The sequence below is a fragment of the Chromobacterium sp. IIBBL 290-4 genome, from assembly GCF_024207115.1.
GTDB lineage: Bacteria > Pseudomonadota > Gammaproteobacteria > Burkholderiales > Chromobacteriaceae > Chromobacterium.
The window spans coordinates 4,517,272-4,529,925 of the sequence record NZ_CP100128.1 but is presented as its reverse complement, the minus strand read 5'-3'; the positions used below and the strand labels follow the sequence as shown (position 1 = coordinate 4,529,925).

At 60.1% G+C, this 12,654-nt stretch carries 11 protein-coding genes; 2 read left to right on the top strand and 9 right to left on the bottom strand.

Features of this window, described 5'->3' with window-relative positions; genetic code table 11:
- From NKT35_RS21350 to NKT35_RS21315, 8 genes are all read right to left on the bottom strand, one after another.
- Positions 1-894 carry a TatD family hydrolase gene (locus NKT35_RS21350; protein WP_254297063.1) on the bottom strand — a complete coding sequence of 298 codons (894 nt, stop codon included), beginning with the start codon at positions 892-894 and terminating at the stop codon, positions 1-3.
- A complete protein-coding gene (locus NKT35_RS21345) occupies positions 881-1,561 on the bottom strand; it encodes an EboA domain-containing protein (protein ID WP_254297061.1) in 681 nt (226 codons plus the stop codon). The genes NKT35_RS21350 and NKT35_RS21345 overlap by 14 nt, the downstream gene beginning before the upstream one ends.
- Positions 1,558-2,409 carry a UbiA family prenyltransferase gene (locus tag NKT35_RS21340; protein ID WP_254297060.1) on the bottom strand — a complete coding sequence of 284 codons (852 nt, stop codon included), beginning with the start codon at positions 2,407-2,409 and terminating at the stop codon, positions 1,558-1,560. The genes NKT35_RS21345 and NKT35_RS21340 overlap by 4 nt, the downstream gene beginning before the upstream one ends.
- Positions 2,406-3,620: a metabolite traffic protein EboE gene (eboE, locus tag NKT35_RS21335; protein ID WP_254297058.1), complete on the bottom strand. Its 1,215-nt coding sequence runs from the start codon at positions 3,618-3,620 to the stop codon at positions 2,406-2,408. Before eboE ends, NKT35_RS21340 begins: the two co-directional genes overlap by 4 nt.
- Positions 3,617-4,831, bottom strand: a complete 1,215-nt coding sequence (locus NKT35_RS21330) for a 3-dehydroquinate synthase (RefSeq protein ID WP_254297056.1) — start codon at positions 4,829-4,831, stop codon at positions 3,617-3,619. The genes eboE and NKT35_RS21330 overlap by 4 nt, the downstream gene beginning before the upstream one ends.
- 34 nt (positions 4,832-4,865) lie before the next feature.
- A complete protein-coding gene (locus NKT35_RS21325; protein ID WP_254297054.1) occupies positions 4,866-5,945 on the bottom strand; it encodes a ferritin-like domain-containing protein in 1,080 nt (359 codons plus the stop codon).
- A gap of 9 nt (positions 5,946-5,954) precedes the next feature.
- Entirely contained in the window at positions 5,955-7,958 is a 2,004-nt protein-coding gene (locus NKT35_RS21320) for a hypothetical protein (protein ID WP_254297051.1), read from the bottom strand.
- A gap of 144 nt (positions 7,959-8,102) precedes the next feature.
- A complete protein-coding gene (locus NKT35_RS21315; RefSeq protein WP_254293992.1) occupies positions 8,103-9,068 on the bottom strand; it encodes an IS1595 family transposase in 966 nt (321 codons plus the stop codon).
- 247 nt (positions 9,069-9,315) lie between these two features.
- On the opposite strand from NKT35_RS21315, the gene NKT35_RS21310 reads away from it, so the two are divergent.
- Positions 9,316-9,849 carry an undecaprenyl-diphosphatase gene (locus NKT35_RS21310; protein WP_254297049.1) on the top strand — a complete coding sequence of 178 codons (534 nt, stop codon included), beginning with the start codon at positions 9,316-9,318 and terminating at the stop codon, positions 9,847-9,849.
- A 187-nt stretch (positions 9,850-10,036) separates the two neighbouring features.
- Positions 10,037-11,329 carry an L-cysteine desulfidase family protein gene (locus tag NKT35_RS21305; protein WP_254297047.1) on the top strand — a complete coding sequence of 431 codons (1,293 nt, stop codon included), beginning with the start codon at positions 10,037-10,039 and terminating at the stop codon, positions 11,327-11,329.
- Between the two features lie 88 nt (positions 11,330-11,417).
- On the opposite strand, the gene NKT35_RS21300 is transcribed toward NKT35_RS21305, so the two are convergent.
- Positions 11,418-12,575 carry a porin gene (locus tag NKT35_RS21300; protein WP_254297044.1) on the bottom strand — a complete coding sequence of 386 codons (1,158 nt, stop codon included), beginning with the start codon at positions 12,573-12,575 and terminating at the stop codon, positions 11,418-11,420.
- Between the last annotated feature and the right edge of the window lie 79 nt (positions 12,576-12,654).

The following is a 12,654-nucleotide window of genomic DNA, read 5'->3' as shown; positions in this document are numbered from 1 at the left end:
TCAGTTTTCCAGTTCGTCTACCCGCGGTTGCTGGCCGCGTAGCACGGAATTGCCTTCCCATTGCTTGCGCTGGTCTACCGGCAGCTCGGACTCGGTTTCCTCTATGTCCAGCTTGCCGCTTTGCGCGAAGAAGCGCACCGGGTTGCGCCATACAATGGTCTCGATGGCCTCTTCGCTGATGCCGGCCTCGCGGAAGGCTTGGGCGGTTTTTGGCACTTTCAGCGGATCGCTGATGCCCCAGTCGGCGGCGCTGTTGATGATGATGCGTTCACTGCCGTACTGCTGCACCAGGGCCACCATCCTGGGTTCGCTCATCTTGGTGTTGGGATAGATGGAGTGTCCGGCCCAGCAGCCGCTTTCCAGCACCAGCGGCAAAGTTTCCTCGGTGTTGTGGTCTATCAGCACCAGGTTTTCGTCTATGCCGCTTTCGCGCACCAGCGCCAGGCTGCGGATGGTGCCGTTCTTTTTATCGCGGTGAGGGGTGTGGATCAGCACCGGCAAGTCATGCTTGATGGCCAACTCCAGTTGCAGCAGGAAGTAACGCTCTTCCGCTTCGGTTTCGTCATCGAAGCCGATTTCTCCCACGGCGACCACGCCTTCTTTATCCAGATAGCGGTCCAGCAATTCAATGACGCCGTCTGCGATGTCTGCGCTATTGGTTTCCTTGGGATTCAGGCCCAGCGTGCAGTAATGGCGAATGCCGAATTGGCCGGCGCGGAATCGCTCCCAGCCCAGCAGGGACAGGAAATAGTCTTCGAAAGTGCCGACATGGGTGCGCGGCTGGCCCATCCAGAAAGCCGGCTCGACGATGGCGGCGATGCCGGCGCGCTGCATGGCCTGGTAGTCGTCGGTGGTGCGGGAGCTCATATGGATGTGCGGATCAAACATTTTCATGGCGGCTTCCTTTCAGTATCAGCTGGATGTCGGCGGGAATGGCGTATCCGGTCGCTTGGCGCTCGCTGAGGAAATCCTCGGCCATGCGGATCAGTTCCGGCGTCAGGCGCTGGGCCAGGCCTTGCACCTTGGCGAGGGGCGCGCCGGTGAACAGGGCTTTGATCGCCATCTGGTTGAAATTCAGTTCCGGGAAAAAACGCGCCGGATAGGCGTTGTCGCAGGCGATGGCCTCGAAATTGCCCTGGATATGGCTGCGGCAGGCACCTATCGCGGTGTCCAGATGGATTTCTGGCATAGGGAGAAGCGGCAGCGAGCGCAGCAAGCTTTGTTGTTCGCCGGCATCGCCTTGCCGATATAGTTCAAATACCAGTTTATGGGCCGAGGCCTGCGCTCTGTCGAGCAGAACGGCGCGCAACAACAGCAGGCGGCCGATAACGGCGGCATGCCAAGCGCTGGCATCGGTCACCCCCGCGCGGCTGAGCGCGTTCAGTTCCGGCTCTTGCAGAGGACGATTGGATAGCTTGCGCGCGGCGCTGGCGTACAAACGCAGGAAATTCCCGTCATCCTGCCGCATCGAGCTTTCGGTCGAGCGTTCAAGCCAAGCCAGCCCTGCGGGCGAGGCGCGCTCCCGCAGTTCGCGATATAGCAGTTCGTCGAGTACCCTCATGTTCCCGCTATCCTTTTTTGAAATCCGCAAGTGAGCAGGAAGGCGGCTCCGCCGCCCAGCGCCCAAAGAGGGAGGCCGTGCATGGCCATCAGGAAGGCGTCGTACAGCGAGATGCCGGCGATCAATCCGCCGACCGCGGCGCGGATGTCCGGTTTGGCGCGGAACAGCGACAGCCAGGCGCAACGGCTGACCCAGGCGGAGAACAGTCCCAGGCATAGCCAGGCTTGCCAACTGGCGGGCTGGGTCAGCAAGTAGAGCGCGGGCGCGGCCAGCCCCAGCAGGGGCCAGGCGCGAGTGATGCGGCCGGCTCCCTCCTGCTTGGCGGCATAGGTCAGCCCCATCAGGTACGCCAGCAGCAGCATGGCGCCCAGCCATACCGGCGCGGGCAGTTGCCCCCCGGTTGCGGCGAGGGCGGAGGTGAAATAAACCAGCGCCCGGCACAAACCCATCAGCAGCGGACTGAAATGGTTTTGTTTGTGGCGCAAGTCATAGAACACCACGCAAGCGGCCAGCAGCAGCGAGGCCAGCAAGGCGGGCAGGCCCAGGCTGCTTAATAGCGCGACGCCGCCCGCCAGCATGGCGAAGCCGAAAGCCAATACTTCGCGTCGGGAGGCCTGGCCGGAGGGGATGGGCCGTTCCGGGCGCTCCAGCGCGTCGATCTCATGGTCGAAGGCATCGTTGAGAAACATGCCGGCGCAGTAGATCAGCGACATGGCCAACAGCAGCGAGAGCAGGGTCTGGGCTGCGGGCAACCGGCCGGATAGCGCCGCGCCGGCGGCGACATTGCTCCACACCGTCGGCAGGTTGGAAACCCGTCCTAGACGCAAGGCGACGCGCCAATTCATCATTGCAGTTTCTCCTTCACCCAGGCGAGCTCGCGCGCCAGATTGTCTTCCAGGGGCATGGATCGGTAGGTCTCCGGCAAAACGCCCCAGCTATAGGTTTCCACTTCCAGGTGGCGGCTGACGGGGTGCGCGCGATGGAGGGCCAGCAACCGCTCCACTTGATCGCGCGTGCTTTCCAGTTCGCCGAATCGCTCGGCCCACAGCGGCACGTGGAAGTGGATGCGCCACTCCGCGCCGTAGGCCGCGTCCAGTCGGGCCATCGCTTCGGGCAGGTCGTTGAAGCGGGTCAGCTGGCCGTTAGCCTGTTGGACAACCTGGTGTAGATAGGCATCTTCGGCGAAAGCCTGGAGGGCGGGTTCGTGCCGCTTGTGCAGCGAAGGAAGCCGCAAGCCGGCGCTCAATTGCAGTTTGGCAATGGCGATGCCTGCCTGTCGCAGGCGATTCAGGCTGGTTTCGATGTCTTCAAACTCCACCGCGGCGTGGCAACAGTCCAGGCACAGGCCCAGATGGCGGCGCAACAGCGTTTCCGCGTGATTGGCCGGACAGCTGCACAGCCGCGCCAGCTCCGCCAGCGTATCCGGCGAGAGCAGGCGCTGCTGGAAAAGCCGTATGGCATCGTCGCAGGTTTCCAGCAGGCAGCCGGGTTCGGGCTCCAGCGCCAATTGAATCTGGCGGCCGCTTTCCATATGCAGCCGATGCAGTTCGGCGATATGGGCCAAGAGCTGGCCGATAATGAGATCCAGCCCGCCGGCGTCGGCAAGGTGCGCGGCGAAGGCTCCGGGCACCGTGCTGATGCTGCCGTTCAGTTCCGGTTGATCTTTTGGCAATAGCGCGGTCAGCAGTCTGGCCAATCTATTGCTGTATTCCAGCCTGGCGGGGTGTCGCCAATCCGGTTGGTAGACCTGTTCCTTCACCTTGGCGCCGTGAAAGCGGCCGTAGGGAAAACCATTGATCGTGAAGACATAGAACTGATGCCGCGCCAGGAATTGTTGGAATTCGGCCAGGAGCGGCGCTTGTTGCTCCAGCTGCTGAGCCGCGAGCGCAGAGAGCCGCAGGCCCACGCCGAATGGCGCATCCGGCGAGATGCGGGCTTTGACGAGGGGAAGAAAGCGCCCCAGCGCCGCTCGGGTTTCATCCCAGCTTTCGCCGGGATGGATGTTGGCGCAATAGCACAGGTGCCCCAGATCCACGCTTTCGGGAGGCGATAGTTTCATGCGCAGGTCTCAGGCAGGCCCTGCCTTAGCCATTGAATGCCGGCTGCCAGCATGGCTTTGTCCATTTGATGGACCTCGATGCCCTGTCCCAGCTTTTGGAGCAGGGTGACGGTCAGTTCGCCGCCGAGATGTTCTTGGAATTCGTCCAGGCCATTGAGCAAGAGATGGCGGCCGGATTCGTCCTTCAACTCCAACAGAGGGGTCCATAGCGTGAAGCCCAGCTGTTCCAGCAGCCGGCACAACTGGCTGCCTTCACCCATGGTCAGCAGCCCGGTCAGCACGGCGTAGCAGGTATCCAGCGCCATGCCGATGGCCACCGCCTCTCCGTGGCTGAGCTGATATCCGCTCATGGCTTCCAGCTTATGCGCGGCCCAGTGGCCGAAATCCAGAGGGCGGGCGCTGCCGAATTCAAAAGGATCGCCGGCCTGGGCGATGTGGGCCAGGTGCAATTCGGCGCAGCGCCGAATCATGTATTGGCATTCCGCCTCCTCTCCCAGACGCAAAGCGGTGGCGTGGGCTTGCAGCCAATTGAAAAAAGCCAGGTCGCGGATGGCGGCCACTTTTACCGCTTCGGCCATGCCGGCTATCCTGTCGCGCATCGGCAGCGTGGCGATGAAGTCATAATCGTTGATGACGGCATAGGGCGGGGCGAAGCTGCCGAGGAAGTTTTTGCTGCCGAATGCGTTGACCGCGTTTTTGACGCCGACGCCGGAGTCATTCTGCGACAGCACCGTGGTCGGCACTCGGATGACCCGGACGCCTCTATGCACGGTGGCGGCGGCGAAGCCCGCCATGTCCAGCAGCGCGCCGCCGCCCACGATGACTACGCAGCTTTGCCTATCGATGTGCTCATCGTGCAGCCATTGCTGCAAGGCTTCCAGCATGGCGGTGTTGTTTTTGACTGATTCGCCTCCCGGCAGAATCCGCGGCGTGGTGGCAAGCTGCAATTGATGGCGATGATGGTCCGCATAGCGCTCAAACTCCTCCGCCATATCGGGCCGGAGCTTGGCGACGCCTTGATCGATGACCACGACAAAACGGTGGCGGCGCTGGGGCTCATTGCGCGAGATAGCGTGGAGCAGGGTGGTGTTGGCGGGCTCCAGCAATTTGCGCGTGAACAGAACCGGATAGTCGAACGTCACGGTGATCTTCTGGTGGACGGCATCGCAGGGGGCGCTGTCCGTTTGCAAAGCGTGGTCCAATACCGGCATGTCAGGCTCCGATGGTGATGTAGGCTTGGCCATTTCAGTCGTAACTCATGCCGCTCTGAACGTCCCGGTAGACGAAGCTGAGGCCTATGGGCGGCAGGGGCTGGTGTTTATCGTCGAAGCCAAGCAGGATCGAGGGGTTCATCAGGCTGGCGGACAGCACCTTGAGGTCGAACATCAAGCCTATGGCGGAATCCATTTTCTCGGGCTGGCCATTGAAGGCCTGATGCAGGCAATTGAGCAGGCTGCTGTAGCTGTAGGCGAACCGTTCGATCAACGCTCTGGCTTGGCTATTGGGCGGGTAATCTTCCGGTTTGGGGTCGGGTCTCATCTCCCAGACGCCGTTCTTGTCGAAAGGAATCGCCGGGCCGCCGAAGCAATAGCCTTTCTGGTCAGGACAGGGGCTGATTTGCCGCTGATTGGCGATGGATTCGAATTTGTAATAGTGGGCCAGATCGTCGAAGCGCTCCGGCGCATTGGGGTTCTGGTATGGCGTATCGCAGGCGCCTTCGCCTTGCCTGACGATGATGTCGATGCCGTCAAGCGCGCTGTCCAGGCTGTCGATTGCGAATAGCTCATCATCGGGGAAGTAGTTCAGGACTTGGCGCTCGCGATTGCCAAAGGTGAGCGCATCCTGCAGCTCGATCAATTTGTCCTTGATGGCTTGATAGAACTGGCCGATGGTGCGGTAGTCCTGCTGCATCTTCAGTTTCTGGATGGGAATGGGGTGCTCAGGCTCCTCGATCGACATGAAGGTTGTGCTCACCAGTTCCAGGCTGAAGGCTTCGATGCCGACGATCAGCCCATCGCCTATGCCCATCGGCAGCGGGCCAGGGTACTTTGGAATGAATTCCGGGGTATTGATTTTGGGGTGGCCGCCGATGGCGATCAGGATGTTGGCGGCGATGGTCATGTGCAGCATTTCCTGCATCACGATGCCGTGCAGAATGCCGCCGATTTCACGATTGCATCCCGGCTTCAGCGAGAACATCGCAGCCAGATAGGGCGGAATGGTGCTGTGCTCCAGTTCAACCGCCTTTTGCAGGAACTCGTGCAATTGCGCCGGTTCTGTGGCGGCCAGGAGCCGATTGATGAATTTGGGGTCGATCTTGTGCATGGCGGCTCCTTATCGCGCGGTTTGCGCGCCGGCATCCTGGGGCGCGGCGGGTTCGGTTTTGCTGCCAGGAACGGCGGCCGGCGGCGATTCTATCTGCTCGTTCAGCCAGGCCAGCAGCATGGCGCGCTTGGCGTCGGACAGATCGCGGGTCACCGGCATGTAGTTGGGGTCGGACGGCGGCAGCGAGAATGCCTGGCGCAGTGCGTACCGATGCGCGTACACCGAGTCGTAACAGCCCAGATCGACGAGATGCTTGCTCATGATCGGGTACAGGTTGCCGTACTGTCGCAGAATGGGCCGGATGTCTCGTTCCCAATTTGGCCGCTCCGGCGCGACGATGCGATTGAAGGCGAGCGCGCTGATGAAATTCCAGTATTCGCAGAACGGGCCGCCAGCCGGGGTGGCTTGCTTTTGCTCTAGCGAGGCCGGCGGCGGCTGGAAGCTGCAGCGCAGCGCGTAAAGCTGGCCGTCTATATAGCCGCGCGGGGAATCGCCGGGCGGCGGGCTGGCTGTCAAAGCCAGGCTGCCTTTGCCGTCCGCGTTGGTGTCAACGGTATCGGGAAAGGATAGATTGCGTTCCGGCGCGCCGACTGCCGGCGTGTTGACCGGCGGATGCAGCGAGTTGTCGCCCATGCCGGTGCCGCCCATCGGATTGCTGTTCTGGTTGCCGGGTGGCTGTTGCCAGACGTGCAGGCGAGAGGCCAGCGGCTGGCCGAATTGCGTGCTCCAAAATTCGACGGTTTGCGGCTGATCGGGGTTCAGCCGGAAGACGTGTCCGTCGGCGCGGGCGTAAAACCCATCCAATGACTCTCTGGTCAAGATGGGGTAGCTGCCGTCGCAACGCTGGGGCCCCAGCAGCAGCAAGGGCAGTTCGTTGATATGCTCAGCGATGAACGCCTTGTCTTCCCGCCTTTGCTTCTTGCGAGTCTGTTCTTCCAGCGTATCGCCGTCCTGGTCTTGGTCTTCCTCGCCAAGCTTGTAGCTAAAGGTCTGGATGCCGGCGTTCTGCAAATACCAATCGGCTTGCTGGTAATCCAGCTCGCCAAGAATGGCGAAATATTGCCGGGTGATCGTGTCTTGCGTCGGATCGAATCCCTCTTTCGGGTTCGTCAGCGCAAGGGTCAAAGTGCCGAGGTTGTGCAGTTTTCCTCTGCCGTCCGTTATGGGGAGCGCCAGGCCGAAATCGGCGGTCAGCGCCTGGCTATCGGTGTGGTGCGAACAGGAAAAGCCATAGACGCCGCCCAAGGGCTGGGTTGGGAAGGGCGCGCCTTGCGCCGGCATCAAGGCGGTGCTGAGGTGCCTGCCCAGCACGAAATGCTTGGGTTCATGTTTGCGGCCTGGGCCGATGCTGCCGCTGAGCAGGCCCATGGTGAAGCGTTGGCTTTGTCTTTCGCGAGTGTAGCCGTACAGGTTGAAGTTAATGGACAGAAGGCCGTCATCACTGTTGTCGCGCAGGGCTTGCAGCAGCGGGGAGTTCAAATCATCGCCCCATTCCACCTGTTGAAGCAGTGATTGAAAGTTCGCCGCCATGGTCTGCTCCCAGCGCAATGTCTTATTCAGCTGGCGGCTCCATAGATTCATCAAGGCGACGGGCAGTAAGTCGCCGCAAAACAAGGCGCGTTGAGTGGCGCTGGCTAAACGGACCTGAAGGCCCCAGACCTGGGAGACGTATTGCATTTGCGGATCCAGATCCACGATCTTGCCGGGCGCTTGCCGGTCGGCGTTTTCAATCCGCATGCCGATGACAGGGTCGTCATCGCAACAGGTCAGTAGTTGGTCGCCCAGGCGCGCGCCGGTCACCTTGCAATCGATGAAACGGAAAATGCCGGTGCCGTCCGGGTTCCAGTAACCCTCGGCGGCATCGTACGATGCATCTCCGCCGGGATAGTGCTGATGCTGGTAGCGCTCGCGGAAGGTGTCATTGTTGTAGTAGCGGACATCGTTGTTGACGGTGGAGGGGTCTGCTTGAAACACGCCGGCGAAGTGGATGCGGGGCGTATCGAGATAGCTCATGTCCGAATCTCCAGGGCATCAAGGAATGGGGGAATCTCTTGCCAGAATAGAAAGGGGACAGGCGCGCATGCAAATGGCGTGAGCTGTACTTTAGTGCAGTTGTAAGTCTAAATTTAAAATTGGCTTGTCTCTGTTTTTGATTGGCTATGTCCCAATAATGTGTTGCAAGGGACGACCCACTGCCTCCTGCAAGCAGTGGCAAGGCTGCATGGTTTGCTGATAGCGCTCCAGCATCCGTCGCCACCCCAGATAGTTTTCAAGGTATTTGGTGGCAACCCCGTGGAATCGAGCCATCCAAAGCTTCAAGCGGCTATGGTAGGCATTCACATGCTGGATATGGAACGCCCCCTCGCGTACCCGCTGTCCCGTCTTGGCATGCACGACTCGATGGGTAATGCCATGCTGCCTGGCAAAGGTCGAGTACACCGCTGCGCCGTCCGAACACAGGATGGCGTCGCTATCCACCAACGGGGCTAAAGCCGCTTCCACATGAGCGCCATTGAGCTTCTTCAACTTGAAGTCCGCTATATGTCCCTCTCGGTCCTGCACCACCATGATGGGAATCTGATCCGGCCCGGTTCCCCGTGTTTGGCTGACGCCACCCCGCTGGCGCGGCGCGCGGGGGAGGCACCGCTGCCCTTTGAATGATTCCAGAATGAAGGTTTCATCTACTTCGACGATGCCTCGGGCTTGCGCCGCCAGATGGTCTGATGCGCGATGCAAGAAGCGATGCCGCCATAGGAAAGCCGTGTTCTTGCTGATGCCGCATGCACGAGCGGCTGCTCGCACGGTCAAGCCATCCTGCAGTGCTTGGGCGTAGCTCAGCCAGCGATCGGCCTTGCGCAATTTGGCTAATGGACTGCCCGACAAGGCATTGCAGGTCCGGTGGCACTGTTTGCAGCGATAACGCCGCAGGCCTCGGCTCCAGCCCCATAACGCCAACTGGTTGGCCTCGGCCTGGCAGTGTGGGCAAGCCGTCAGGTCAGGCAAGGCGTCCTGAATGGCGTCATGGTGAGTGGGATGTTTAAGCGCAGAAGACAGCAAGCTCCTCTGTTTGAGCGTGAGCTGATCCAGTTGGGCAAGAAAACGCTGAAAACTCTGGGCATCCATGGCGCGACTCCCGGTCTGCTACTGTATTCAGCATAGCTCCCAACACGGAATTGGGACATAGCCTTTTGATTGATGTCAATGGTATTTTTATTTGATGTGGAACCAAAACAAGCGAAATAGTCCTAACATTACGACCTTTCATTTTCAATTCAGCGCAGCAGTAAGCGCCTATCTATTTATGTCCTTTGTTGAAGAACTGAATCTCGCCCTGTTTCTGCAAATCAATGCGACGCCAGCAAGCTCGGCCATGGCCATTCATGTCGCGATGTTCATCGCCCGCGATGTTTTGAAATTGCTGCCGGTCATGCTGGCCGCGTTATGGCTATGGGGCAGGCCAGAGTTGCGCGGCGCCATCGTGAAAAGCAGCGTGTTGACGATCATCGCGCTGCTGGGAAATTACCTTATCGGGTTGGTCTGGCCGCATCCTCGGCCTTTCGCCATGCCTATCGGCTATACCTTTCTGGCGCACGATGCGACGCCGTCCTTCCCCAGCAATCACGGCAGCATTTTCGCCATGATGGCGTTGTGCTGGAGTTTTAGTCCGGCGCGAGGCTGGGGCTGCTTGCTGGCGATTGCCGGGGTGCTGGTGGCTTGGTCCCGGGTTTTTCTGGGCGTGCATTTCCCATTGGACATGTTGGGCGCGCTGCTGGTGTCGCTGTGTTGGTACGCCGCATTGTCCCCGTTGTGGGGGCGGTATGAGACAGCTGTCGTTGCCGCGCTGGAGTCATGCTATCGACGCTTGTTGGCCAGGCCTATCGCGGCAGGCTGGATTCGGGCCTGATGGTCTGCAAGCTTATGTGAGCCCCTGCCTGGCGATGGATTGGCCAGGCGAGGGGAGGCCGCGTGATGTCTGTAAGCTTGAGCAGGCGCAGTTTGCCTATTTTTTAAGCCACAGCAGGGCAAGTTGATGGTAAAGTAAGCTGAAAGTTATTTGCTTATATCAATTTGTTTTGTGTGGTGGAGCGAGCATGTCAGAACGTGATGCAAACCTGTGGGCCGAGTTCGTCAAAGCGTTGAAGCAGGAGGTGGTGCCGGCTTTGGGTTGCACCGAGCCGATTTCCCTGGCTTTGGCTTCGGCCTTGGCCGCTCGTCATCTAGGCAAGCAGCCCGAGCGCATCGAGGCATGGGTTTCTGCCAACCTGATGAAAAACGGCATGGGCGTGACGGTGCCGGGAACGGGGACGGTGGGTTTGCCTATCGCGGCGGCTGTCGGGGCGCTGGGCGGCGATGCGGATGCCAAGCTTGAGGTGTTGAAGAGCTTGACGCTTGAGCATGTGCAGAGCGGCAAGCGCATGCTGGAAGAGGGCAAGGTCAAGCTGGGCGTGGCGGATGTGCCGAACATCCTTTACGCCGAGGCCTGTGTTTGGCATGGCGAGGAGTACGCTCGCGTAGCCATCGCCGACGCACATACCAATGTGGTGGCGATCGAACATAATGGCGAAGTGCTGCTGAAGCGAGATCTGTCGCAACGGCAGCCGGTGGAACAGTACGATATCGACGGGGCGACCGCGCGCGATGTCTATGACTTCGCCATGCATGCGCCGTTGGAGATGATGTATTTCATTCATGAGGCCGCTGTGTTGAACGGCGCCCTGGCGGATGAGGGCATGAGCGGCCGCTATGGCCTGCATATCGGCGCGACGCTGCAGCGTCAGATCGAGGCCGGCCTGTTGTCCGAAGGTTTGCTGTCTCGAATTCTCACGCGCACCACGGCCGCGTCCGATGCGCGCATGGGCGGCGCCACCCTGCCGGCGATGAGCAATTCCGGCTCCGGCAACCAAGGCATCGCCGCGACCATGCCGGTGGTGGTGGTGGCGGAACATGTCAAGGCGGACCAGGAGAGGCTGACGCGCGCCTTGGTGTTGTCGCACCTGATCGCCATTTATATTCATACGCGTCTGCCGAGGCTGTCCGCGCTATGCGCGGTGACAACGGCGTCGATGGGCGCCGCGGCGGGCATGGCCGAGCTGCTGAATGGCGGCTATCCGGCGGTCAGCATGGCGATTTCCAGCATGATAGGCGACTTGGCCGGCATGATCTGCGACGGCGCATCCAATAGCTGCGCGATGAAGGTGTCCACCTCGGCTGGATCTGCCTACAAGTCAGTGCTGATGGCGCTGGACGGCACGCGAGTGACCGGCAATGAAGGCATCGTGGCGCATGATGTCGATGTGTCCATCGCCAATCTCGGCAAGCTGGCTTATGACGGCATGGCGCAGACCGATACCCAGATTTTGCGGATCATGATGCATAAGAGCTAAACGGACCCTAGTCCGTCATTGACGGAATGGCTTCAATAAAAAAACCCTGCGGAAATCCGCAGGGTTTTGATTTGAAGTGTCGTTCTTCTTAGAACGAAACCTTGATGCCCATGCCAAGAGCTTGCGGATCGTTGCCAACGGACAAGGAGGTGCCGTTGTCGAAAACCGGGTTGTTGGCAAAGTTGGCGTTCTGCTTGGCGTTATTGGTGATCTTGGTGTAGTAGGCCAGCAGCTGGGTGGTCTTGGACAGATTGTAGGTGCCGCCCAGGGTCCATTGCTTGGCCTTGAAGTCATCGCCATTGATGCCGGTTGCGACATTCTTCAGGGTGCCCAGTTCGCCATAGGACAACTTAACCGAAGCAGCGCCAAAATCCTGTCCCAGAGCGATCAGCCAGTCGTCTTGCTTGACTTGGCCGCCAGCCAGTTGATCGTAGGTGCCCCATTCGTAGTTGCCGCCGATGAAGGTGCCGAAGTCGAACTTGTAGCTGGCTGCAATGCTGTAGAACGTAACATTTTTACCCGAGCCGATTGCCGTGGTCAGGGCGCCGGATTTCGGGTCAAAGGAAGTGCCCTTGTCGTATTGCTTGTCATAGGCGGTGGCCAGGTTCAAGCCGCCCCAGTTGTAGCCCAGGCCCAGGGAGATGCGCTTGGCGTCAGTGCTTTGCTTGTTCGCGTCGTTGGCGCGAGCTTCGTCCACGCCCCAAGAAGCGCCCAGGGTAAAGCCGGACCAGTTCGGCGAGAACCAGTGAAGCGAGTTAACCAGACGGGTTTCACCGCGGCTGTTGACCGAGCTGGAGCCGAAGTTGTCTGCGGTGGTGTTGACCATGACGTCGGTGCCCAGAGCGCTGTTGCCGCTGCCGGTGAACATCTTGTAGGCGGTGTCGTTGTTGCCCAAGATGACCTTGCCGATGTCGCTGTCGCTGATGCCGACGAAGGTGTTGCGGGTCCCGAGAGTCGCGCTTTGGCCCTTGTCGTTGACACCGCCTTGCTCGAAGTTGCGCAGGCTGCTTTCCACTTGCCAGATGGCCTTGGTGCCGTTGCCGATGTCTTCGCTGCCTTTGAAGCCGATGCGCGAGTTGTCATCGACTACGCGGGTGCGGGAGCTGTACGGGGAGGCAGTGTTGCCGGTGGCCTTGGAGGATTCAATCCCACCGCTGATGAAGCCGTAGATGGTGACGTCAGCGTGCGCGGCGACCGGGACGATGAACAGGGATGCAACAAGTGCTGCCAGATTTTTCTTCTGCATGAGAGTACTCCAAGTCAAGTCTGTGAGTTCTTGGGTCAAGCGTGGGAGGCCATGTCTTATGTTTGCATGGCTGTGCCAC

Coding starts and splice junctions, on each gene's coding strand:
- NKT35_RS21350 (WP_254297063.1), bottom strand. CDS start 894: ATGAAAATGTTTGATCCGCACATCCATATGAGCTCCCGCACCACCGAC.
- NKT35_RS21345 (WP_254297061.1), bottom strand. CDS start 1,561: ATGAGGGTACTCGACGAACTGCTATATCGCGAACTGCGGGAGCGCGCC.
- NKT35_RS21340 (WP_254297060.1), bottom strand. CDS start 2,409: ATGATGAATTGGCGCGTCGCCTTGCGTCTAGGACGGGTTTCCAACCTG.
- eboE (WP_254297058.1), bottom strand. CDS start 3,620: ATGAAACTATCGCCTCCCGAAAGCGTGGATCTGGGGCACCTGTGCTAT.
- NKT35_RS21330 (WP_254297056.1), bottom strand. CDS start 4,831: ATGCCGGTATTGGACCACGCTTTGCAAACGGACAGCGCCCCCTGCGAT.
- NKT35_RS21325 (WP_254297054.1), bottom strand. CDS start 5,945: ATGCACAAGATCGACCCCAAATTCATCAATCGGCTCCTGGCCGCCACA.
- NKT35_RS21320 (WP_254297051.1), bottom strand. CDS start 7,958: ATGAGCTATCTCGATACGCCCCGCATCCACTTCGCCGGCGTGTTTCAA.
- NKT35_RS21315 (WP_254293992.1), bottom strand. CDS start 9,068: ATGGATGCCCAGAGTTTTCAGCGTTTTCTTGCCCAACTGGATCAGCTC.
- NKT35_RS21310 (WP_254297049.1), top strand. CDS start 9,316: ATGGCCATTCATGTCGCGATGTTCATCGCCCGCGATGTTTTGAAATTG.
- NKT35_RS21305 (WP_254297047.1), top strand. CDS start 10,037: ATGTCAGAACGTGATGCAAACCTGTGGGCCGAGTTCGTCAAAGCGTTG.
- NKT35_RS21300 (WP_254297044.1), bottom strand. CDS start 12,575: ATGCAGAAGAAAAATCTGGCAGCACTTGTTGCATCCCTGTTCATCGTC.